Origin of the sequence: Oceanomicrobium pacificus (assembly GCF_009833495.1) — a bacterium.
Classification (GTDB): domain Bacteria; phylum Pseudomonadota; class Alphaproteobacteria; order Rhodobacterales; family Rhodobacteraceae; genus Oceanomicrobium; species Oceanomicrobium pacificus.
Genome location: NZ_WUWG01000005.1, coordinates 282,594 through 303,991 on the forward strand (window position 1 = coordinate 282,594; position 21,398 = coordinate 303,991).

The following is a 21,398-nucleotide window of genomic DNA, read 5'->3' on the forward strand; positions in this document are numbered from 1 at the left end:
GACCGCCGGTCCCGACGGGTCAGGTCGGGCGGGGAACGGGTGGGCCGCCCGGAACCGCGGGGTGCGGCCGGGCGGTGGGTTCGGTTAGCCGAGCGCGGCGACGCCGGGCAGGGTCTTGCCTTCGAGCCATTCGAGGAAGGCGCCGCCGGCGGTCGAGACATAGGAGAAATCCTTTGCCGCATCCGCGCCGTTGAGCGCGGCGACCGTGTCCCCGCCGCCGGCGACCGAGACGAGCTTGCCGGCTTTCGTCAGGCTGGCGGCATGCGCGGCGGCGGCATCGGTGGCGGCGTTGAAGGGGGCGATCTCGAAAGCGCCGAGCGGGCCGTTCCAGACGAGCGTGCGGGCCGCGTCGAACGCGGCCTTCACCCGGTCGACCGATTTCGGTCCGGCATCGAGGATCATCGCGTCATCGGGGCAGGCATCGGCGGCGACGGTCTCGCTCGCGGCGCCCGCCTTGAAGTCCCGTGCGACCACAAGGTCGACAGGCAGGATCAGTTCGCAATTTTCCTTCTCTGCCTTGGCCATGATGTCCTGCGCCGTGTCGATCAGCTCATGTTCGCAAAGCGAGGTGCCGACAGGCAAGCCTTGCGCGGCGAGGAACGTGTTGGCCATGCCGCCGCCAATGACGATCCGGTCGACCCGGTCGATCAGGTTGCCAAGAAGGTCGAGCTTGGTGGAGACTTTTGCGCCACCGACCACGGCGACCACAGGCCGGTCGGGATGCGAGAGCGCCTGTTCCAGCGCGGACAGTTCTGCCTGCATCAGCCGGCCGGCGCAGGCGGGCAGCAAATGTGCGAGCCCTTCGGTCGAGGCATGCGCCCGGTGGGCGGCGGAAAACGCGTCATTGCAATAGATGTCGCCCAGTGCGGCCATGGCCTTGGCCGTGTCCGCGTCGTTGGCTTCCTCCCCCGGCAGGAAGCGGGTGTTTTCCAGAAGCAGGACCTCGCCCGCCTCCATTGCGCCAACGGCGGCTTCCGCGTCCGCGCCGATCGTGTCGGGGCAGAAGCGCACCGGCACGCCGAGCGTGTCGCGCAGCGCGGGCAGGGTGACCGAGAGGCTCATCTCCGGCACGGCCTTGCCCTTGGGGCGGCCGAAATGGGCGAGCAGCACCGGCTTGCCGCCGGCATCCAGAATGTCGCGCACGGTGGGGGCGATCCGCTCGATCCGGGTCGTGTCGGTGACCCGGTCGCCATCGGTGGGGACGTTGATGTCCACGCGGGTCAGAACGGTTTTTCCCTGCAGGTCGAGATCGTCGAGTGTCTTCCAGCTCATGCCATGCCTTTCGCAAAAAAAATCCCGGCTAGCGCCAGAAGGCCAGCCAGGATGTCATGCGGGCGAGCTGTTTTCCGAGGAAAAGGAGCACGCCCGTCTGATAGTAAATGTCTGCGGCGGCCAGCAGAGCCGCCAATGCGACAAGCCCGAGAAATGTTTTCAGGCTCATCGCGGATCCTCAGAGCAGTGCCTCGACTTTTGCCGCGACAGCTTCCGGCGTAATCCCGAAATGTTCGTAAAGATCGTCGATCGGGCCGGAGGCGCCGAAACCGTCCATCCCGACGAAATCGGCTTTCTTGGCGCTGCCCCGCTCGCCGCAGAGCCACTGGTCCCAGCCCATGCGCGCACCGGCTTCGACGGCCACGCGGACCGGTCCGGCGGGCAGGACGCGGCGGCGATATTTCTCGTCCTGAGCCGCGAACAGTTCCCAGCAGGGCATGGAGACGACGCGCGTGCCGATGCCCTTGGCTTCGAGGATTTCCTTCGCCTTCATGGCGATCTCCACCTCGGACCCGGTGGCCATCAGGATGGCGCGGCGCTTGGCGTCGGCCTCGGCCAGCACATAGGCGCCCTGCGCGGTCAGGTTCTTGGTCGTATGCTTGGTGCGCAGCGTCGGCAGGCCCTGACGGGTCAGTGCCAGCACCGACGGCGTGGATTCGGAGGTGATTGCCAGTTCCCAGGCCTCGGCCGTCTCGATCGTGTCGCAGGGGCGGAAGAGGTTGGTGTTGGGCGTGGCGCGGTTGATCGCCAGATGCTCCACCGGCTGGTGGGTCGGGCCGTCCTCGCCAAGGCCGATACTGTCATGGGTCATCACATAGGTGACCGGCACGCCCATCAGCGCCGACAGGCGCATCGCGCCGCGCGCATAGTCGGTGAAGCACATGAAGGTGCCGCCATAGGCTTTCACGCCGCCGTGCAGCGACAGGCCGTTCATGGCCGCGGCCATGCCATGTTCGCGGATGCCGTAATAGACGTAGCGGCCCTTGCGGTTGTCGGCATCGAACGTGCCGAGCCCTTCGGTCAGCGTGTTGTTGGAGCCGGTCAGGTCGGCCGAGCCGCCGATGGTCTCGGGTGCGATCTTGTTGATCACCTCGAGCGCCATCTCGGAGCTTTTGCGGGTGGCCACTTTCGGCGCATCGGCAGAGACCTGTTTCTTGAACGCCTTGATCGCGGCGGACAGGCGCTTGGGCGCGGCGCCCGACATCACGCGGTCGAACTCGGCCTGGCGCGCGCCCGACAGGGTCGCCTTGGCCTCTTCCCAGGCCTTGCGGGTTTCCGCGCCGTGCGCACCGATCGCTTCCCATGCGGATTTGATGTCGGCGGGGATCTCGAAGGCCGGATGCGGCCAGCCGTAGATCTCGCGCACCTTGGCGATCTCGTCGGGGCCGAGCGGCGAGCCGTGGGCTTTCGACGTGTCCTGCTTGGCGGGCGAGCCGAAGCCGATATGGGTCTTGCAGGCGATCATCGAGGGCAGGGGGCTCTGCTTGGCCTGCGCGATGGCACGGTCGATGGCGACCGGATCATGCCCGTCGCAGGAGAAGACGGACCAGCCGGCGGCCTCGAACCGGGTCATCTGGTCGGTCACGTCCGACAGGTCGACCTTGCCGTCGATGGAGATGCCGTTGTCGTCCCAGAGCACGATGAGCTTGCCGAGCTTCTGCTTGCCGGCAAGGCCGATCGCCTCGTGGCTGATGCCTTCCATCAGGCAGCCGTCGCCGGCGATCACGTAAGTGTGGTGGTCGACAACCTTCTTGCCGAAGCGTGCGGCCATCGACTGTTCGGCCATGGCGAAGCCCACGGCGGTGGCGATGCCCTGGCCGAGCGGGCCGGTCGTCGTCTCGATGCCCTTGGCATGGCCATATTCGGGGTGGCCCGCGGTGATCGCGCCGAGCTGGCGGAAGTTGCGGATCTGCTCGATTGTCATGTCCTCGTAGCCGGTGAGGTGCAGGAGCGAATAGAGCAGCATCGAGCCGTGGCCCGCGGACAGGATGAACCGGTCGCGGTCGGCCCAGTCGGGGGCGGAGGCGTCGAATTTCAGGTGTTTCTCGAACAGGACGGTGGCCACGTCGGCCATGCCCATCGGCATGCCGGGATGGCCGGAATTGGCGGCCTGCACCGCATCCATGGAGAGCACGCGGATGGCCGCGGCCTTGGCCCAATGGTCGGGGTGGTTCTGGCGAAGGTCGGAAATATCCACGTCTCTGCTCTTTCCTGGCTGGGACCGGCGGGAACGGGACGGGGCCCGGGCCGGGGCGGGTTGAGTCGGTTCGCTGGCTTGATAACAGTGTGGCGGCGTGGGTCAAGCATCCGAACTGTCGCAATCGAGGGTCGAAAAGCCCCCAAAAAATGCTGTATTCAGGGTAGAATAGGACTGTCCGGTGCAGGGAACGATTCGTCGTGGCCCACAGAGGCATCTGCGGCGGGCCGGATAAAAGAGAGCAGGATGACGGAAAAACTGGACGCGTTAGAGGGTAGAGTCACCCGAATCTTGGAACGCCTCAGGACCCTGTCCGAGGGTGCCCCCGACCGAAGCGATCTCGATGCTGGCAGCTCCGACGGAGCCGATGCGGCAGAGGTGGCGCGGTTGACCGAGAGCCATGCAGACCTGTCGTCGGAACTGGACGCGCTGAAGCGCCGCCGGGCCGAGGAAGCCGACCGGCTCGACAGTCTGATCGGGACATTGAAGGACACAACAAGGGGGCTGTAGTGCCGGAACTTTCACTGGAAATCGGCGGGCGAAGTTTTTCGGTCGTCTGCGAAGAGGGGCAGGAGACGCAGCTGCAGGCCGCGGCGCAACTGCTCGATCAGGAGGCGCAGCATGTGATGGGCGGTCTCGGGCGTCTGCCCGAGACGCGGATGCTGCTCATGGCCGGACTGATGATGGCCGACCGCGCGATCGGCGTTGCCTGGAAGCTGGAATCGGCGGAGGACCGGATCGGTGCGCTCGAACAGCGGCTGAAGGATGCGGAGGCGAAACTCGCCGTCCTGCAGGCCAAGGCCTCCGAGGGACCTGATGACAGCCGCGCCGAGGCGCTTCTGGAAAACCTGACGGGCGAGCTGGAAGAGTTTGTCGACACGATGGAACAGAAAGGCTGGGTGGCCTGAAGCCTTGCCCGTTCCAAAGGTGAATGAGAGGCCGGCCGGTGCGCCGGCCTTTTTGTTTTTTGTCAGCCGCTTGTGTGACTTGGCTCAGGCCATGTCACAAGAAAGGCCGGCCCCGGAGGGACCGGCCTGTCCTGTCTGCACCCCGCGCCGAGGTTGCGGCGGAAATTCGCGTCAGCCGTTGGCTTCGCGGATCTTGTCGGCGGCGTCCTTGTCGAAGCTGACGCCCTTGCTGGTGAAGAGCTGGTCCAGCTCGCCCGACAGGGTCATTTCGGTGATGATGTCGCAGCCGCCCACGAACTCGCCCTTCACATAGAGTTGCGGGATGGTCGGCCAGTCGGAGAAATCCTTGATGCCCTGGCGGATTTCCTCATCCGCGAGCACGTTCACGTCCTTGTAGGTGACGCCCATATAGTTGAGCACGCCAGCCACGCGGGAGGAGAAGCCGCATTGCGGCATGCTCGACGTGCCTTTCATGAACAGCACGACATCATTGCTGTCGATATCGCTCTGGATGGTTTCTGCGGCATTGGTCATGTCGGTCACTCCGGTGCTTTTGTGGTCAGGGCGAGCGCGTGCAATTCGCCTGCCGGTCCGTCCATCCGCCCTTTGAGCGCGGCATAGACGAGTTGATGCTGTTTCACGCGGTTGAGGCCGGTGAATTCTTCCGCGATCACTTCCGCCGCATAATGGTTTCCGTCGCCGGCAAGGTCGGTGATGGTGATCTTCGCGGTCGGAAAGGCCTCCCGGATCAGGGTTTCGATCTGCTGGGCTTCCATGGCCATCGGGGGTCACTCCTGCGCGTGGTTCTTGGTGGAAATCTAGGGTGCGGCCGGGGCGGGTGCAAGGGCTGCCCGCCCGGGCTGCGGTGAAGGTCAGGCGACGAGGTCGCGCAGGCCGTGCCTGTGGGCGTGCTTCAGCGCGTCGAGCGGCACACGGGACGTGCCGAGCGCCACATCCGTGCCGCCCATCCGGCCCACGGTGCGGGCCGCAACGCCGGCATCGGCGGCCATCGCGCAAAGCGCATCCGCCTTGTCGGGCGCGCAGGCGAGCAGGTAGCGGCCCTGATCCTCGCCGAAGAACCAGGCAATGTCGGGCAGGGTGCCGTCCGCTTCGAGCACCAGCCCCGTGTCCGCGGCCAGTGCCATGTCGGCGGCGGCGAGCGCCAGCCCGCCATCCGAGAGGTCATGCGCGGCCCGCACGAGGCCCGCGTCACGGGCGGCGCGCACCAGTTCGCCGGCCGCGCGTTCGGCCTGCAGGTCGACGGCGGGCGCGTCGCCGGCCTCCAGCCCCAGACATTCGGCCAGAAGTGCCGAGCGGCCGAGATGGCCCGCGGTTTCGCCGATCAGCACGAGTGCATCCTGCGGGCCGGGCGCCATCCGGATCAGCTGGTCGGCATCCGCCAGCAGGCCCACCGCGCCGATGGTCGGGGTCGGCAGGATGCCCTTGCCGTCGGTCTCGTTATAGAGCGAGACATTGCCCGACACGATCGGCATGTCGAGTGCCGCGCAGGCCGCGCCGATCCCCTCGATACAGCCCACAAGCTGGCCCATGATCTCGGGCTTCTCGGGGTTGCCGAAGTTGAGATTGTCGGTCGTCGCCAGCGGTTTCGCACCGGTCGCACAAAGGTTGCGATAGGCTTCCGCCACGGCCTGTTTGCCGCCCTCGACCGGGTTGGCGAAACAGTAGCGCGGCGTCACGTCGGAGGTGAAGGCGAGCGCCTTTTTCGTGCCGTGCACCCGCACCACGCCGGCATCGGAGCCGGGGCGGACGACCGTGTCGGCCATGACCATATGGTCATACTGTTCCCAGACCCAGGCGCGGGACGCGTAATTGGGCGAGCCGGCCAGCGCGAGCAGCGCCGCATCGGGGGTGATGTCGGGTACATCGTCATAGGCGTCGCGGGCCGGTGTCGGCACCCAGGGGCGGTCATATTCAGGCGCGGTGCCCGAGAGCGCCTTCAGCGGCAGGTCGGCCTTCACCTCGCCGTTCAGGCGGATCAGGAACCGGTCTTCGGCAATGGTTTCGCCCACGATTGCGAAATCGAGGTCCCACTTGTCGAACACCGCCTTGGCTTCGGCTTCCTTTTCGGGCCGCAGGACCATGAGCATCCGCTCCTGGCTTTCCGACAGCATCATCTCGTAGGCGGTCATCCGGTCCTCGCGCACCGGCACTTTTTCCAGATCGAGCGCCACGCCGAGATTGCCCTTGTCGCCCATTTCCACCGCCGAGCAGGTCAGCCCCGCCGCGCCCATGTCCTGGATCGAGATGACGGCACCGGTGGCCATCAGTTCGAGGCAGGCTTCCATCAGGCGTTTCTCGGTGAACGGGTCGCCCACCTGCACGGTGGGGCGCTTTTCCTCGATCGTGTCGTCGAACTCGGCCGAGGCCATGGTCGCGCCGCCGACGCCGTCGCGCCCGGTTTTCGCGCCCAGATAGACGACCGGCATGCCGACGCCCGAAGCGGCGGAATAGAAGATCGCATCCGCATCGGCGAGCCCGGCCGCGAAGGCGTTCACAAGGCAGTTGCCGTTATAGGCGGCGTGGAAGCGCAATTCGCCCCCGATGGTCGGCACGCCGAAACAGTTGCCATAGCCGCCGATGCCTTCCACCACGCCGTGGACCAGCGCGCGGGTGCGCGGATGGTCGGGTGCGCCGAAGCTGAGCGCGTTCATCGCCGCAATCGGGCGCGCGCCCATGGTGAACACGTCACGCAGGATGCCCCCGACGCCCGTCGCGGCGCCCTGATAGGGTTCGATATAGGACGGGTGGTTGTGGCTCTCCATCTTGAAGACCACGGCCTGCCCGTCGCCAATATCGACGATGCCCGCATTCTCGCCCGGGCCGCAGATGACCTGCGGGCCTTCGGTCGGCAGGGTGCGGAGCCATTTCTTGGAGCTTTTGTAGGAGCAATGCTCGTTCCACATGGCCGAGAAAATGCCAAGCTCGGTGAAGGTCGGTTCGCGCCCGATCAGGTCGAGGATGCGCTGATACTCCTCGGCATTCAGCCCGTGGCTGGCGATGAGATCGTCGGTGATCGGCGGGTCGGCGGGCAGGTCGGACATCGGCGCTCCGGCTTTGACATTGCATCTGCGCCGCCTTGTAGTCGGGAAGGTCCCGCAGGGAAAGGGCGTAGCGCAGGCAGACCGGCCGGCGCGGCAATGGACCGCGCGGGAAAAGGTCCTAAAATCGCCCCATTCATGGCCGAGACCGGGGCCAAGGCACGGCCGGGCGGGAGAACCCGGCAGAAAGGACGGAAATGGACGTGATGACCCGATATGCGCCCGCGGCCGCTCTGGCGGGGGCGATTCTGTCGGCCGGATGGGCCGGCGGACCGGCGCTGGCGGCCGATCAGGAACGGCGGACGCTGCTCGATCACAAGGATTGGGTGGTGGACGAGGTCTGGCAGGATGGCGAGGTCCATTGCGATGCCTATACGTCCGCCGGCGAGGGGATCTGGTTCTCGCTCTATGTGTTTCCCGACCATGAGGACGTGACGCTGGTGGTGGAAAACCCCGGCTGGGACCTGACCAAGCGCGAGGCGGAAGTGTCGCTGGCGATCGACCGCGACAGCTGGAGCGGGGTGGCGGAACTGGAGGGCGAGCTTCTGGTGGTGCGCGACCTGACGGATGCGTTCCTGACCGACATCCAGAACGGGCGCGACGCGGCGATCATGGATGAATATGGCAATCACGTTCTGGAATTCTCGCTGCGCGGCAGCGCGGCGGCGATCCTGAAACTCTACGAATGCTGGGACAATGCGGTCGCCAATCGCGAGAGCGACCCGAGCGACCCGTTCGCCCGTTCGGGTGCGGGCACGATCGGGGACGAACCCCGCTATTTCGGACGATGAGGGCGGCACGGATGACACATGCATTGCGCCTGATGGCGGCGGGGATCGCTCTGGCCGCTGCCGCGCCCGCACTTGCCGCCGATTTCGAGGTCGGCACCTACGAGAACGGCAGCTCCTACATTTTCATGACCGGCGATATCGAGGAGGGGGACGCGCAGCGCTTCACCTCGGCCTATCTGAAGATCAAGTCCAAGCCCGAGGGCCGGATCGAGGATGTCTGGCTGCACAGCGAGGGCGGCCTGCTGGAGCCGGCGCTGGCCATCGGTTACATGATCCGCGGCTGGGGGCTCGACACGCTGGTCGACGAGGAGGAAGTCTGCCTGAGCGCCTGCGGCTTCATCTGGCTGTCGGGCGCGTCGCGCTATGCGTCGGAGCGCGCGCTCATCGGCTTCCACACGGTCTGGTCGCACGGGATGGTCGCGCATGACGGCAATGCGCTGGTGAAGGATTTCCTGTCGGAACTGGGCTACGGGCCGCAGGTGGCGGACTATGTCATCACGCCGGAGCCCGACGAGATGATCTATCTGACGGCCAGCGATGCGCGGCGGCTCGGGATCCCGTTCGGCCATGTCGAATAGGCCGGACCCTGCGGGCGGCGGTCAGACGAGGCCCAGTTCCGCATCCGAGGCGATCCGGTCATAGACATCGCGCGGCGGCATCGGCCGCTCCGGCCAGTCCGGCTCGAACGTGAAACTCGACACTTTGCGCCCCTCGGGCAGGGCGCCGTTGCCCGCACCGACCGCATAGTCGTAATAGAGTTTCACGATCTCGTCATAAGTGACCTGCTGGGCGGCGGGATGGGCGAGACAGGCGGCCTGCCAGCGCGCGACGCGGGCATAGTCGGGGCCGTCGGGCAGGCTGAACCCTTCGTAATAGTCGAGGAACCAGAACCGCATCATCAGCGGCGTGTAGACCAGTTCGGCCAGCCCGAAATCGTCGAAGAGATAGGTGCCATCGGGGTTGAGCCGCTCCAACTCGCCGTTCAGCCAGCGATATTCCTTCAGGAGCGCCTCGCGCTTTTCGTCGCGCTTGTCGCGGTCGCGGTTCATCACCATCAGATAGCCTGCGGCTGCGAAGGGACCTTCCCGACTGATGAGCCAGCGTTCCAGTCCGCGCTCGAACGGGTCGCGGCGCGCGACGGGCGTGGCGTCGAACCGTTCCTCCACATAGCGCATGATGATGAGGCTTTCCTTCAGGATGCGGCCCTCCTCATCCTCCAGCACCGGCAGGGCGGTGGTGCCCTGGGTCTTTTCCAGAAGCCAGTCCGGCCGCGGCTTGGTGATGTCGATCACCTGAAAATCCACTGCGTCCGACAGGCCTTTGAGCGCGAGCAGAATCTTCACCCGCTGCGAGAAAGGACAGACGGGAATATGGTAGATCAGCGGTTTTTGCATGGGTCGGCTCCGGGCTGCGAACGGCGACAGTGGGATAATCGGATGCGCATTGGCGTGACTGTGGCAAGAGGCCGGTGGCCGATCAAGTCACGATATGCCTGTGCGGGGGGGACAATGCCTGCGGCAGGGGCACAGGACGGTGCCGGCCGGCGCCAGCAAAAACAGGCGCTGCTGGCGATCGGGCAAAAAAAAGGCCGAGCAAAGCTCGGCCCAAGTCCAACAGGGAGGTTGAAACGGTGCGGGAAACCGCATCCCGTTTCGAGGGTGGATATAGGTATGGGTCCTGGGCCGTTCAAGAAAAAAAACGGCTGAGGCGCGCATAGCCGCTATCACCCCTGTGCATAGCTATAGCACAAAAATGGCGAAGATATGAACAAAACCCGTCATTCGCGGCGCTGTTTGCGGTATTCCGCCAGTTCTTCCAGCATGAAATCGCGGAAGGCGCTGACCCGGCTGGAATGGCGCAATTCCTCCGCATAGGCAAGGTAGACGGGGATCTGGTCGCTTTCCTCCTCGGGGAGCACACGGACCAGATCGGGGAAATCGACGGGCAGATAGTCGGGCAGGGCGCCGATGCCCAGCCCGTGGAGCGCGGCCTGCAGGATGCCGAAATAATTGTTCACCGTCAGGTGCGACTGGTGGTCCTGCGCGAGGATCGGCTCCAGCCAGCGCTTGCCGGCGGACACCTGCGGCGCGTCGGAGCTTTGGGTGATCATCCTGTGGCTTGCCAGATCGTCGATCGAGCCGGGCACGCCGTTCTCGTCGAGATAGGTGCGCGAGGCATAGAAGCGAATATTCACATCCATCAGCCGGCGGCGGATGATGTCGGCCTGGCTCGGTTCCTTCATGCGGATCGCCACATCGGCCTCCCGCATCGGCAGGTCGAGGACCCGTTCCTCCAGCATCAGGTTGATCTTCAGGTTCGGGTAGCGCGCGTAGAGCCGCTTCAGGCGCGGGGCGAGCCAGAGCGTGCCGAAGCCCACCGTGGAGGTGACGCGCAATTCGCCGAACACCTCGTCCTCGCTGTCGCGGATGCGCGCGGTTGCCGTGTCGAGCCGTTTCGACATGGAGCGCGTCGCCTCGAAGAGAAGCTCGCCCTGTTCGGTCAGGATCAGCCCGCGGGCGTGGCGGTGGAAGAGCGTGACCCCGAGGCTTTCCTCCAGCCCGCGGATCTGGCGCGACACGGCCGACTGGCTGAGCCGGAGCGCCTCGCCCGCATGGGTCAGGCTGCCCGCATCCGCCACCGCGTGAAAGATCCTCAACTTGTCCCAGTCCACGTCCGAACCTCCGCCACGGGCGCGCGTCTCCGGCGCGCAGGGGCCTTGAAATATATTGGCAAATCCGGTCCGTCTGGCCCGTCCGCCGGTGCTATCCGGACTATACCGGCCACCGACAAACTTGCAACGATGCCAGCGACCGATCACAATCCGTGATGGACGGTGTCACGATTATTTTCTTTGGAAGGTCAAGTATCCTGACCTATAATCGCCTGACACGGGAATTGGGAGGTTCCATGTCGCTTCATCAGGTTTCCTTGCAGGACCGCTATGATCTCGAAAAGGAGCAGGTGCTTCTGAGCGGGATCCAGGCGCTGGTGCGCCTGCCGCTCATGCAAAAGGCGCGGGACCGCGCGGCGGGGCTGAACACGGCGGGCTATGTCACCGGCTATCGCGGCTCGCCCGTGGGCGGTGTCGACCAGCAGATGCAGCGGGCGGAGAAGGTGCTGACCGCGGCAGACATCAAGTTCCAGGCCGGCCTGAACGAGGATCTGGCGGCGACCGCGCTCTGGGGATCGCAGCAGATCAACCTGCGCGGCGAGGGCCGCTTCGACGGGGTGTTCGGCCTCTGGTACGGCAAGGGACCGGGTGTCGACCGGACGGGCGACGTGTTCCGCCATGCCAATATGGCGGGCAGCGCAGAGCATGGCGGCGTGCTCGTCTGCATGGGCGACGACCATACAGGCGAAAGCTCCACTGTCCTGCACCATTCGGAATTTGCGCTCGTCGATGTGCTGATGCCGATCCTGTCGCCCGCCGGCGTGCAGGAGGTGCTCGATTTCGGCCTGATGGGCTGGGCGATGAGCCGCTACACGGGCGCGTGGGTCGGGATCAAATGCGTCAAGGACACGATCGAGGTGACGGAGGTCGTGAACGGCGATCCGGACCGGTTGCAGATCCGCCTGCCGGACCATTTCGACATGCCGCCCGACGGGCTGAACATCCGGCTCGACGACAATCCGACCGCGCAGGAGGCGCGGCTCCACGACTACAAGCGGTTCGCGGCGGAAGCCTTCGCGCGGGCCAACCGGCTCGATCATCGGGTGCTGGGCGACGAGCGGGCGAAGATCGGCATCGTGTCGGCGGGCAAGAGCTGGCTCGACACGGTCCATGCGCTGGATCTGCTCGGGATCGACGCGGCCGAGGCCAAGCGGCTCGGCATCACCACCTACAAGGTCGGCATGGTCTGGCCGCTCGACATGCGCTCGCTGCGCGACTGGGCCGATGATCTCGACCTGATCATCGTGGTGGAGGAGAAGCGCAAGCTGATCGAGGTGCAGATCAAGGAAGCGATCTTCGACGACAGGCACGGGCGGCGGGTGATCGGCTGGAAGAAAGAGAACAGGGAGGTTCTCTTCTCGGTCAAGGGTGCGCTCGATCCGGTGACGGTGGCCCGCAAGCTGGGGGGCGTGCTGGCCGAGGAGGGCGTGACCTCCGAGAAGCTGAAGGCCGCGCTTTCGGTGCTCGATGCCGCCGCCACGGCCGACAATTCGGAGGAAATTGCCGCCCGCCTGCCGTGGTTCTGCTCGGGCTGCCCGCATAACAGTTCAACCAAGCTGCCCGAGGGCGCGCGCGCTTATGCGGGCATCGGCTGCCATTACATGGTCCAGTGGATGGACCGCGAAACGGTCGGCTTCACCCATATGGGGGGCGAGGGGGCCAACTGGATCGGCGAGGCGCCGTTTTCCACCCGTGACCATGTGTTCCAGAACCTCGGGGACGGGACCTACAACCATTCCGGCGTGCAGGCGATCCGAGCGGCGCTGGCGGCGGGTGATGTGAACATCACCTACAAGATCCTGTTCAACGATGCGGTCGCGATGACGGGCGGCCAGCACAATGAGGGCGACCTGACCGCCCAGCAGATCGCGCGCGAACTGCTGGCGATGGGCGTGCGCGAGGTGCATTGCGTCTATGACCCGAAGGAGGAGGTGGACCTGAAAGCCTTCCCCGCGGGTGTGAAGCTGCACGAGCGGCGCGACTTGCAGGCGGTGCAGAAACAGTTGCAGGGGGTGAAGGGCGTCTCGGCGCTCATCTACGTGCAGACCTGCGCGGCGGAAAAGCGCCGCCGTCGCAAGCGCGGGCTCTTCCCCGACCCCGACCGGCGCGTCTTCATCAACCCGTCTGTCTGCGAGGGCTGCGGCGATTGCGGCGTGGTGTCGAACTGCGTCTCGGTCCTGCCGCTGGAGACCGAGTTCGGCCGCAAGCGGCAGATCGACCAGTCGAGCTGCAACAAGGATTTTTCCTGCGTGGACGGGTTCTGCCCCAGTTTCGTGACGCTCGAAGGGCCGGAGTTGCGCAAGCCCGAGGCGCTGGAGATCGACCTGCCGGACTTGCCGGAACCGGACCTGCCCGTGATCGACGGGACGCACAATCTGGTCATCACCGGCGTCGGCGGCACGGGCGTTGTGACGGTGGGCGCGCTTCTGGCCATGGCCGCACGGCTCGAGGGCAAGGGCGCGGGTGTCATGGAAATGGCCGGTCTCGCCCAGAAGGGCGGCGCGGTCCATATCCACTGCCGCATTGCCGAAAGCCCGGAGGCGATTTCCGCGATCCGCGTGGCGGTCGGAGAAGCGCATGGCGTGATCGGCGGCGATCTGGTCGTCGCAGCCGGGCCGAAGACGCTGGGGCTGATGGCGCGGGGGCGGACGCGGGCGGTCTGCAACCATCATGAGATCATCACCGGCGAGTTCACCCGCAACCGCGAATTCCATCTGCCGATGGACCGGATGGGCATGGCGATCCGGGCCCGTCTGGGCGAGGAGGCGTTGCAGATGCTCGACGCGACCAAGCTGGCCGAGCGGATGCTGGGCGATGCCATCTACGCCAACGTGCTGATGCTCGGCGCGGCCTGGCAGGCGGGGCTCGTGCCGCTCTCCTCCGAGGCCATAGCCGAAGCGATCCGGCTGAACGGCGCGGGGGTGGAGGGCAACCTGCGGGCCTTCGAGATCGGGCGCTGGGCGATTGCCGCGCCGGATGCCGCCACGGCCGCCATCGCGCCGCGCGAACAGGCGGCAACGCCGGATGCGGAGGCTGCGCGCGCGATCCGCCGCGCCCATGTCGAAGCCTATCAGGATGCCGGTCTTGCGGCGCGCTACGACGCGCGGGTGGCATCGGCCCTTCAGGCCGATCCGGACTTCGGTGCGGCGCTGGCCAAGGGCTATCACAAGCTCCTGACCTACAAGGATGAATATGAGGTCGCGCGGCTGCATCTGGAGACGTTTGAGGAGGCCGTGGCGCGGCAGTTTTCAGGTTATCGCAGCTTCCGCATCCACATGGCACCGCCGCTGCTGGCCCGCAAGGGGCCGGACGGGCGGCCGCGCAAGATGGCCTTCGGGCCGTGGATTATGCCGGTCTTCCGGATGCTGGCGGGCATGAAACGGCTGCGGGGCCATTGGGCCGATCCGTTCGGGCACACGGCCGAGCGGAAGATGGAACGCGCGCTCATCGCGGAATATGAGCGCGACATGGAGGAGGTGCAGGCCGGCCTGACGCCCCAGACCCGCGACATTGCCATCGCGCTGGCCGAACTGCCCCTGCAGATCCGTGGCTTCGGCCATGTGAAGGCGGCAGCGGCGGCCGCTGCGGCCAAGCGGCGCGAGGAACTGCTCGCGGCATTCCGCGCGGGCGGAACGCCGGTCGCGGAGGCAGCGGAGTAGCGGTCCGGTCCGGCGGGCGGGCGCTGGCAGGACCAATCCCCTTGCCAGAGCGCGCGCCGCAGGACAGCATGCCGGGGAACGCGCAGGCCGCGCCGCGCGTTGACGATCCAACCGCCTTCAATCGCGAAAGGATTCCCGCATGATCGATATCGAGACCGACCCGTCCAAAGGGTTGATAACAGCCAGTGTCGACAGCCGCCTGACAGAGGGCGACATGACGAAACTCGTTGATGCGTTCAACGACTATATCAACGCCAAGGATACCGCGCCGCGCGTGGTGATCCATGCCAAGAGCTTCCCAGGGTGGGACAGTTTCGCGGCCATGTCGGACCATTTCAAACTGGTCCGTAACTATGAGGACCTGGTTCCGCGCATCGCGGTCGTGTCCGACAGTTCGGTCATGGCGGCGATGCCGGCCATCGCCACGCATTTCGTCGGGGCGCAATTGCGGCATTTCCCGACCGACGAGGCGGGCGCGGCGCGGGACTGGGCACTGTCGGATGCGCAGGATCCGCTGGCGCTCTCCATTCTCGACGGGTTCCCGGCGGATGTGATCGCCATGTCGATCAAGGGCCGTCTGACCAGCCGGGACTATGACGAGACGCTCGTCCCGCTTGTGAAGAAGAAGCTGGAACGCCATGACAAGCTTAAGGTTCTGGCGATCATAGACGATGATTTCGGGGCCAGTGCCGGCGCGATCTGGGACGATATGCGCGTCGGCCTGTCGAACCCGTTCCGCTGGCGCAAGATGGCGCTGGTGACGGATTCGCAATGGATGGCCCAGTCGGCGCGCTTCTTCGGCCCGATGGTGCCGGGCGAACTGGCGGTCTTCCCGTCCGCCGAGCGCAAGGCGGCCGAGGAGTGGATCCGGTCGTAACCGGGCGGCACCGCGCGGCGGCCTTGCGCGGGATCGCAACACATCCGTAACCAGCGGCCCGCATCCTGCGGTCAGACGTGCATCTGACGAAAGGGGCGGGCCATGGCCGAGCCGGCAGAGGCGGCAAAGCCGCGCATCATCCTCCATCTGGGGTCCAACAACTGGCAGCGGCAGGGCGAATTCGCGCCGGGCAGCGGCATCCTGCATGCCGCGCACCATGCGGCGATGGCCGCGCGGGACGATCTGCGGGTCTATTCGACCTTTCCCTCGCCACGGCAGACGAGTGACCGCGCCGATCTGTCGATCTTCGCAATACCGCATGACATTCCGATCTGCGAAAGCATCTCACCGGTCAGCCGCAACCGCTGGCACGGGTTCTCCGACAGCGGCTTCGCGGAGTATCGCGCCGCGCTGATGGAGCATCTGCGCCGCTTTTGTGACCGGATCCGCGCCACCGAGGGGCGCGATCCGGACCTGATCATCGCACACCATGCGTTCATCAACGCGCTCGTGGGTGCCGACCTGCGCGACCATCTGGCCGCGCATGCCGCACCCGGTGTGGCGACGCCGCAGCTTGCCTGTTTCGTGCATGGCACGGCGCTCAAGATGTTCCGGGCCGAAATAGACGGCCATCCGGACTATCCTGAACGGTTCTATCCGATGATGCGGGCCTCGGGCCTGTTCGCAGCGGATGGTGCGCGGCGCGCCGATGCGGTGGTGACCATCTCGACCGCGCAGGCACAGGCATTCGCGCGGCTTTTCCCGTCCTATCCGGCGGACCGCATCCTTCAGTCCCCGAACGGCTATGATCCGGCCGTGTTCCACCCCGCAGCGGCGGGCGGGGCCAGCCGGGCCGAGGTGCTCGGCCAGTTGCAGGCGCGGGACCGCGACAAGCAGCCTGTGGCCCCCGTGACCATGCCCGACGGGACAGAGCGGCTGGTCATATTCTGCGGCAAGTTCGCCGCGTGGAAGCGGCTCGATGCCTATCTGGCGGCGCTGGCGCAGGCCGGGATGGAGGATGTGATGGCGCTGGTCATCGGGGACGGTCCGCCGGAGGACTGGCGCCGCTATCACGATCTGGCCGCCGATCTGGGGCTGGAGCGGCTGGCCTTTGTCGGCCCCTTGCCGCAGGAGGCGCTGGCGCGGGTCAATGCGGTTGCCGACCTCGGCGTCTATCCGGCGCGGCGCGAACCGTTCGGGCTGGTCCTGATCGAGGCGATGGCCTGCGGCCTGCCGGTGCTGGGTGCACGCTCGGGCGGTCCTGTCGATTTCGTTGATGCCGCGGTCGGCGGTCTGGTGCCGGAGGCCGAGGGGAGCGCCTTCGTCACCAGTCTGGCGGCGCATATGCGCATGGCTCTGGTGCAGGACTGGCGCCGCACCAAGGGACCGCAGGCGGCGGAACGCGCCGCGCGGTGCCACACGGTCGCGGCGCAGGTGGACCGGATGCTGGACGGGCTGGATGCGGTGCGGCGGGCCGATCAGGGTAACGTGGGCGGGGCAAGGGACGCGGTGCCGCTCGTGGACGCGTCACCCCTGTCGGGCTGCGCCTAACCGCCCTTGCGCAGGCGGAAGACCAGATCGGCCCCGTCCTCGCGCAGCGACAGGAGCACATGGCCCTGTTCGGTGCAGAAATGCGGCACGTCGATCCGCGCCGCCGGATCGTCGGCGGACATTTCCAGAATGGCACCGGGTTCAAGCGCCTTCAGCGCCTTGCGCGCCCGCAGGACGGGCAGGGGGCAGAGCAGGCCGCGCGTGTCGATCACCAAATCGGGCGGGATGCCGGGGTCGTATGCGTCAGTGTCCATCCAATTCGATTAAGCGCTGGCCGCGCCCCTGTCCATGGCGCGGCTGTCGCAGGGCCGGATCGCGGCCCCACTTGCGAGTGGCACGCGAATGTGACACCGAGGCACGATGACCCTGCGGTGAAAACCCTGTAGGTCTGACCTGACGGGCCCGGATAACGGGCCGCACCGATGGATGGATGATGTTCGGCGTTGATATCATTGACGGATCGCTGCTGATGGCGATGGGGATTGCGCTCTTTGCGGGGGTGCTGAGCTTCCTGTCGCCCTGCGTGCTGCCGATCGTGCCGCCCTATCTGGCCTATATGGCCGGCACCAACATGAACGCCGTGCAATCGGGCGGGCGGGACTGGAAAGTGCTGCAGGCGGCCGGGTTCTTCGTGCTGGGCCTGTCGACCGTGTTCCTGTTCCTCGGCTTCGCAGCCTCGGCCTTCGGGCAGGTCTTTCTTGCCTATCAGCGGGAGATGGCGATTGTCGCCGGGATCGTCATCATGATCTTCGGTCTGCATTTCCTCGGCATTTTCCGGATCCCGCTCCTCTATCGCGAAATGCGGCTCGACGCGGGCGACCGCGGCGGTTCGGCCTTCGGCGCCTATGTGCTGGGGCTCGCCTTCGCCTTCGGCTGGACGCCCTGTATCGGGCCGGTGCTGGGTGCGGTTCTGTCGATGGCGGCGCAGGAAGGGTCCATCGCGCGCGGCACGGTGCTGATGGCGGTCTATGCGCTGGGACTCGGCGTGCCGTTCCTGCTGGCTGCGCTCTTCATGCGCCGCTCGGTCAGCGCGATGGCGCGGCTGCGCCCGCATATGGAGCGGATCGAGCGGATCATGGGCGTGCTGCTCTACACGGTCGGGTTGATGATGATCTCCGGCACCTTTTCCGACCTCAGCTACTGGCTCTTGGAGACATTTCCGGCACTTGGCCGGATCGGCTGAAATTGCGCCGCGGCAGGGGCGGGTCTAGGATCACGCCCATGTCTGTGTCGCCCCCTGATGGAATCGCTGCCGGTCTGCCGCCACAGGCCCCTTCGCAGCCGGATCGGCCCGCGGAGGCGGCCGGGAGGGTGCGCCGCCGGCACGTCTTCTTCCTGCCCGGCTATGACCCGAGCCCGCCGCGCCGCTATCGCGAGCTTTACCGGCGCGAAGCGGCCCGTCAGGCTGCTGTCACGGGACTGGACATGACCGTTCGCGGCGAGGCGGCCGGTGACGGCCCCTATCAGTGGCTTGTGACCGCCGCGGATGACGGGGCGCCGGTGGACACGGTGATGGAGGTGCTCGTCTGGTTCGACATCGTGCACCGGTCGATGCGGCGGTCGATCGCGATGACCTATCCGCAGATGCTGCGCACCGCCTGGACCTATCTGCGCTCAGGTGCGCTGGGTGCACTCCTGAAGATCCGCAAGGGCCCGTTCATCGCAGCTTTATACCCGCCGGTGGCGCTGATCCTCTATGCGCTGGCTGCTCTTCTGCTGGTGCGCTGGGGCGGGATGCTGGCGGCTGGTCTCGGCTGGCCGGCGGCGGTCGGCTGGGGGGCGGGCGCGTGCCTCGGCGTGGCGCTTCTGATCGGGTTGCGAAGGCTCGACGGGCGGCTCTTCGTCTATTACCTGCTGCATGATTACGCCTATTCGGCCAGTTGTAACGGGGCGACCCCGCCCGAGATGGCGGCGCGACTCGACCGGTATGCCGACCGGATCGCGGCGGTCGCAGCGGACGGCAGGGTCGACGAGATCCTGATCGTCGGCCACAGTTCCGGCGCGCATCTGGCGGTGGAACTGACCGCGCGGGCGCTGGACCGGATCGGACCGGCGAGCGCGGAGGGGCGTCCGGCACTGGGGCTGCTGACACTCGGGCAGGTCATTCCAATGGTCGGGTTTCTGCCCGGCGCGGGGGCGCTGCGGCGCGACCTGAACCGGCTGGCGCAGAGCGCGCGCCTGACTTGGGTCGATGTGAGCGCGCCGGGCGACGGGGCGAGTTTCGCGCTCTGCGATCCGGTGGCGATCAACGGCGTCGATCCCGGTGCGCAGGCCAAACGCGGTCCGCTCGTCCTGTCGGCGGCCTTCACGCACACGCTGTCGGAGGCGCAGAAGGCCGGGATGCGTTGGAATTTCTTCCGCCGCCATATCCAGTATCTCTGCGCGTTCGATCACCCCGATGCCTATGACTATTTCGCGATCACGGCGGGGGCGCAGACGCTGGCGGCGCGGTTCGACGGGCGCGAGAGTTCGCCCAGCACCATCCGCCGCGTCCTGAGCCCGCATTCTGGGATGGACCCGTGAGCGGGCCGGCCGGGGCCAGCGATGCCCCCGAACCACCGCGGCCCGCGACCCGGCCCGAGGGTGCGTCGGTCTGGCGGCGGATCAGGTTGGCGCGGCGTGACCTTTTCTCCGCCCAGCCGGCGCGGCTCTATCGGGCCTGGATGGCCGAACAGCGGACGCCCTTCTACCGGTCTTACGTGGTCAACCAGCCGGAACTGGTGCGGCTGATCTTGCAGGACCGGCCCGCCGATTTCCCCAAATCGGAGATCATCGGCGCGACCCTGCGCCAGATGCTCGGCCGATCGGTCTTCGTGACCAACGGGCCGGAATGGGAGGCGCAGCGCCGGATCATCGACCCGGCCTTTGCGGGCGGGCGGCTGGCGCGGGTGCTGCCCGCGATGCAGGCGGCGGGCGACCGCGCGCTGGCACGGCTCGATGCGCAGGCCGGTGCGGCGCTGGAGGTCGAGGCAGAGACCGCGCGGCTCGCCGCCGACATCATCTTCCGCACGCTGTTCTCGGTTCCGATCGAGGACCGGGCGGCGGCGGCCGTGTTTCAGGCGTTCCGCGCTTACCAGCGCGCGCAGCCCCTGATGGTCTGGGCCGACCTTTTGCGCCTGCCGGCCTGGGTGCCGCGGCGGCGGTCGCGCCGCCAGGCGCGGGCTGCGACCGAGATCCGCAGTCTGATCGGCGCGATGGTGACGCAGCGCGCAGCCGAGATCGAGGCGGGGACCGCGCCCGACGATCTGGCGACCCGGATCATGGTGACGCCCGATCCCGAGACGGGCCGCCGGTTCGACACGCAGGAGATGGCCGATCAGGTGGCGATCTTCTTCCTTGCGGGTCACGAGACTTCGGCCTCGGCGCTCGCCTGGGGCCTGTACCTGCTGGCCACCGCGCCTCAGGTGCAGGCGCGCGCACGTGCGGAAGTGGACGCGGTGCTGGGTGACCGCGCGCCCGAGATGGCGGATTTGCGGCGGCTGGAACAGGTGACGGCGGTGTTTCGCGAGACGCTCCGGCTCTACCCGCCGGTGCCGATGATGGTGCGCGAGACGGTGCAGCCGGAACACTGGCGCGACCGCGACATTCCGCGCGGGTCGCTGGCGATCCTGTCGGCCTTCCATCTGCACCGGCACGAGAGGCTCTGGGACCGGCCCCATGCGTTCGATCCGGACCGCTGGCTGGCGGACCGGCCGGCTTCTGCACAGACAGACGCCTATATGCCCTTCTCCAAGGGGCCGCGTATCTGCCCCGGCGCGGGGTTTGCGATGATCGAGGGGGTGATGATGCTGGCGCTCGTCCTGCGGCGGTTCGAGATCGAAGCCGTCGGCCCGCCACCGCGGCCCGTTGCGCATCTGACCCTGCGCGCGGCGGACGGCATCCATCTTCGGTTCCGGCCGCGCGGTGGTTCAGCCGCCGTCTGAGGGCGCGCCGTTCCGTTTCAGGTCATCGAGCACATAGAGCCGGATGGCGGCGGCCAATCCGGCCTCGATCCCGCGCGCCGCGTCGATCCGGGCGGCCAACTGGTTGATGCCGAGCCCGTCGCGCCGCGCGATCGCGGTGAACGCCTCCCAGAAATCGGGTTCGAGCGACACAGATGTGCGGTGGCCGTTCAGCGTCAGCGAATGTTTTTCCGGCCGGGCGAAGCGCATCAGCCGTCCGTCCCGCCGCCATCCCCGGGCGTGTCGCTGTCGAGCACATGCCCGTCGAGCCGCCGCGCGTCGCGCGCCGCTTCGGCTTGCTGTCGCGTCCGCTCGGCCTTGCTCAACCCGTGGCGGACGGCATTTTCATCCGCCTTGCGGCGTTTTTCTGCGCGGGCGCGGCTCTTGCGCGCGCGGTTGAGGTTCACAACCTGTCCCATGCGCCTATCGGTGCCACGGGGCGGGCGGCGGTGCAAGCGGCACGAAAAAGCCC

At 66.9% G+C, this 21,398-nt stretch carries 21 protein-coding genes; 10 read left to right on the forward strand and 11 right to left on the reverse strand.

All coding sequences use genetic code 11. From position 1 onward, the window contains the following. Positions 1-84: 84 nt before the first annotated feature. The 3 genes from GSH16_RS12840 to tkt are packed head-to-tail and all read right to left on the reverse strand — an operon-like array spanning position 85 to position 3,469. Positions 85-1,272 (reverse strand): phosphoglycerate kinase, encoded by a 1,188-nt coding sequence (locus tag GSH16_RS12840; protein WP_160855704.1) that lies wholly within the window; start codon positions 1,270-1,272, stop codon positions 85-87. Between the two features lie 28 nt (positions 1,273-1,300). Further along, on the reverse strand, positions 1,301-1,441 hold the full coding sequence (locus GSH16_RS12845) for a hypothetical protein (RefSeq protein WP_160855705.1): 141 nt from the start codon (positions 1,439-1,441) through the stop codon (positions 1,301-1,303). 9 nt (positions 1,442-1,450) lie between these two features. Then, positions 1,451-3,469, reverse strand: coding sequence for a transketolase (gene tkt, locus GSH16_RS12850; RefSeq protein WP_160855706.1), 2,019 nt, complete (start codon positions 3,467-3,469; stop codon positions 1,451-1,453). 291 nt (positions 3,470-3,760) lie between these two features. Here tkt and GSH16_RS12855 point away from each other — a divergent pair, with 291 nt between their 5' ends. Both GSH16_RS12855 and GSH16_RS12860 read left to right on the forward strand, forming a co-directional pair. After that, positions 3,761-3,979 (forward strand): hypothetical protein, encoded by a 219-nt coding sequence (locus GSH16_RS12855; RefSeq protein WP_160855708.1) that lies wholly within the window; start codon positions 3,761-3,763, stop codon positions 3,977-3,979. Next, on the forward strand, positions 3,979-4,377 hold the full coding sequence (locus GSH16_RS12860; RefSeq protein ID WP_160855710.1) for a cell division protein ZapA: 399 nt from the start codon (positions 3,979-3,981) through the stop codon (positions 4,375-4,377). The genes GSH16_RS12855 and GSH16_RS12860 overlap by 1 nt, the downstream gene beginning before the upstream one ends. Positions 4,378-4,548: 171 nt before the next feature. Here the strand turns inward: GSH16_RS12860 and grxD are convergent, their stop codons facing one another. The 3 genes from grxD to purL form a co-directional block, all read right to left on the reverse strand. Then, the gene (gene grxD, locus GSH16_RS12865; RefSeq protein WP_160855712.1) at positions 4,549-4,911 is read right to left on the reverse strand and encodes a Grx4 family monothiol glutaredoxin; all 363 of its coding nucleotides are present in this window, start codon (positions 4,909-4,911) and stop codon (positions 4,549-4,551) included. 5 nt (positions 4,912-4,916) lie between these two features. Continuing rightward, positions 4,917-5,159, reverse strand: coding sequence for a BolA family protein (locus tag GSH16_RS12870; RefSeq protein ID WP_160855714.1), 243 nt, complete (start codon positions 5,157-5,159; stop codon positions 4,917-4,919). 90 nt (positions 5,160-5,249) lie between these two features. Beyond that, entirely contained in the window at positions 5,250-7,439 is a 2,190-nt protein-coding gene (gene purL, locus GSH16_RS12875) for a phosphoribosylformylglycinamidine synthase subunit PurL (RefSeq protein ID WP_160855716.1), read from the reverse strand. Between the two features lie 203 nt (positions 7,440-7,642). Here purL and GSH16_RS12880 point away from each other — a divergent pair, with 203 nt between their 5' ends. Continuing rightward, a complete protein-coding gene (locus tag GSH16_RS12880) occupies positions 7,643-8,227 on the forward strand; it encodes a hypothetical protein (protein WP_160855718.1) in 585 nt (194 codons plus the stop codon). 11 nt (positions 8,228-8,238) lie between these two features. Beyond that, a complete protein-coding gene (locus tag GSH16_RS12885; protein ID WP_160855720.1) occupies positions 8,239-8,805 on the forward strand; it encodes a COG3904 family protein in 567 nt (188 codons plus the stop codon). 21 nt (positions 8,806-8,826) lie between these two features. On the opposite strand, the gene GSH16_RS12890 is transcribed toward GSH16_RS12885, so the two are convergent. Both GSH16_RS12890 and GSH16_RS12895 read right to left on the reverse strand, forming a co-directional pair. Further along, a complete protein-coding gene (locus GSH16_RS12890; protein ID WP_160855722.1) occupies positions 8,827-9,621 on the reverse strand; it encodes a glutathione S-transferase family protein in 795 nt (264 codons plus the stop codon). Between the two features lie 383 nt (positions 9,622-10,004). Continuing rightward, complete coding sequence (locus GSH16_RS12895; protein WP_160855724.1) at positions 10,005-10,898, reverse strand: LysR family transcriptional regulator; 894 nt, start codon at positions 10,896-10,898, stop codon at positions 10,005-10,007. A 236-nt stretch (positions 10,899-11,134) separates the two neighbouring features. On the opposite strand from GSH16_RS12895, the gene GSH16_RS12900 reads away from it, so the two are divergent. From GSH16_RS12900 to GSH16_RS16025, 3 genes are all read left to right on the forward strand, one after another. Further along, positions 11,135-14,557 (forward strand): indolepyruvate ferredoxin oxidoreductase family protein, encoded by a 3,423-nt coding sequence (locus GSH16_RS12900; protein WP_160855726.1) that lies wholly within the window; start codon positions 11,135-11,137, stop codon positions 14,555-14,557. Positions 14,558-14,696: 139 nt separating this feature from the next. Further along, positions 14,697-15,434 (forward strand): SpoIIAA family protein, encoded by a 738-nt coding sequence (locus GSH16_RS12905; RefSeq protein WP_160855728.1) that lies wholly within the window; start codon positions 14,697-14,699, stop codon positions 15,432-15,434. 102 nt (positions 15,435-15,536) lie between these two features. Continuing rightward, positions 15,537-16,985, forward strand: coding sequence for a glycosyltransferase (locus tag GSH16_RS16025; RefSeq protein ID WP_160855730.1), 1,449 nt, complete (start codon positions 15,537-15,539; stop codon positions 16,983-16,985). Here GSH16_RS16025 and GSH16_RS12915 read toward each other — a convergent pair. Further along, positions 16,982-17,239 (reverse strand): sulfurtransferase TusA family protein, encoded by a 258-nt coding sequence (locus tag GSH16_RS12915; protein ID WP_160855732.1) that lies wholly within the window; start codon positions 17,237-17,239, stop codon positions 16,982-16,984. The two genes, GSH16_RS16025 and GSH16_RS12915, sit on opposite strands and share 4 nt — an antisense overlap. A 179-nt stretch (positions 17,240-17,418) precedes the next feature. Between GSH16_RS12915 and GSH16_RS12920 the strand changes: the two genes are divergently transcribed. The 3 genes from GSH16_RS12920 (at position 17,419) to GSH16_RS12930 (ending at position 20,908) form a co-directional block, all read left to right on the forward strand. Beyond that, entirely contained in the window at positions 17,419-18,168 is a 750-nt protein-coding gene (locus GSH16_RS12920) for a cytochrome c biogenesis CcdA family protein (protein ID WP_160855734.1), read from the forward strand. A 128-nt stretch (positions 18,169-18,296) separates the two neighbouring features. Further along, complete coding sequence (locus tag GSH16_RS12925; protein WP_160855736.1) at positions 18,297-19,508, forward strand: alpha/beta fold hydrolase; 1,212 nt, start codon at positions 18,297-18,299, stop codon at positions 19,506-19,508. Next, positions 19,505-20,908 carry a cytochrome P450 gene (locus GSH16_RS12930; protein ID WP_160855738.1) on the forward strand — a complete coding sequence of 468 codons (1,404 nt, stop codon included), beginning with the start codon at positions 19,505-19,507 and terminating at the stop codon, positions 20,906-20,908. Before GSH16_RS12925 ends, GSH16_RS12930 begins: the two co-directional genes overlap by 4 nt. Here the strand turns inward: GSH16_RS12930 and GSH16_RS12935 are convergent. Together GSH16_RS12935 and GSH16_RS12940 are read right to left on the reverse strand one after the other, a co-directional pair. Continuing rightward, the gene (locus tag GSH16_RS12935; protein ID WP_160855740.1) at positions 20,894-21,136 is read right to left on the reverse strand and encodes a ribbon-helix-helix domain-containing protein; all 243 of its coding nucleotides are present in this window, start codon (positions 21,134-21,136) and stop codon (positions 20,894-20,896) included. The two genes, GSH16_RS12930 and GSH16_RS12935, sit on opposite strands and share 15 nt — an antisense overlap. Then, positions 21,136-21,345: a DUF4169 family protein gene (locus GSH16_RS12940; protein WP_160855742.1), complete on the reverse strand. Its 210-nt coding sequence runs from the start codon at positions 21,343-21,345 to the stop codon at positions 21,136-21,138. Before GSH16_RS12940 ends, GSH16_RS12935 begins: the two co-directional genes overlap by 1 nt. Between the last annotated feature and the right edge of the window lie 53 nt (positions 21,346-21,398).

Excerpts from the sequence above, each read along its gene's own strand:
- GSH16_RS12840 (WP_160855704.1), bottom strand. The coding sequence starts at position 1,272 with ATGAGCTGGAAGACACTCGACGATCTCGACCTGCAGGGAAAAACCGTT.
- GSH16_RS12845 (WP_160855705.1), bottom strand. The coding sequence starts at position 1,441 with ATGAGCCTGAAAACATTTCTCGGGCTTGTCGCATTGGCGGCTCTGCTG.
- GSH16_RS12905 (WP_160855728.1), top strand. The coding sequence starts at position 14,697 with ATGATCGATATCGAGACCGACCCGTCCAAAGGGTTGATAACAGCCAGT.
- purL (WP_160855716.1), bottom strand. The coding sequence starts at position 7,439 with ATGTCCGACCTGCCCGCCGACCCGCCGATCACCGACGATCTCATCGCC.
- GSH16_RS12890 (WP_160855722.1), bottom strand. The coding sequence starts at position 9,621 with ATGCAAAAACCGCTGATCTACCATATTCCCGTCTGTCCTTTCTCGCAG.
- GSH16_RS12880 (WP_160855718.1), top strand. The coding sequence starts at position 7,643 with ATGACCCGATATGCGCCCGCGGCCGCTCTGGCGGGGGCGATTCTGTCG.
- GSH16_RS12920 (WP_160855734.1), top strand. The coding sequence starts at position 17,419 with ATGTTCGGCGTTGATATCATTGACGGATCGCTGCTGATGGCGATGGGG.
- GSH16_RS12935 (WP_160855740.1), bottom strand. The coding sequence starts at position 21,136 with ATGCGCTTCGCCCGGCCGGAAAAACATTCGCTGACGCTGAACGGCCAC.
- GSH16_RS16025 (WP_160855730.1), top strand. The coding sequence starts at position 15,537 with ATGGCCGAGCCGGCAGAGGCGGCAAAGCCGCGCATCATCCTCCATCTG.
- GSH16_RS12900 (WP_160855726.1), top strand. The coding sequence starts at position 11,135 with ATGTCGCTTCATCAGGTTTCCTTGCAGGACCGCTATGATCTCGAAAAG.
- GSH16_RS12915 (WP_160855732.1), bottom strand. The coding sequence starts at position 17,239 with ATGGACACTGACGCATACGACCCCGGCATCCCGCCCGATTTGGTGATC.
- GSH16_RS12885 (WP_160855720.1), top strand. The coding sequence starts at position 8,239 with ATGACACATGCATTGCGCCTGATGGCGGCGGGGATCGCTCTGGCCGCT.
- GSH16_RS12940 (WP_160855742.1), bottom strand. The coding sequence starts at position 21,345 with ATGGGACAGGTTGTGAACCTCAACCGCGCGCGCAAGAGCCGCGCCCGC.
- GSH16_RS12870 (WP_160855714.1), bottom strand. The coding sequence starts at position 5,159 with ATGGCCATGGAAGCCCAGCAGATCGAAACCCTGATCCGGGAGGCCTTT.
- grxD (WP_160855712.1), bottom strand. The coding sequence starts at position 4,911 with ATGACCAATGCCGCAGAAACCATCCAGAGCGATATCGACAGCAATGAT.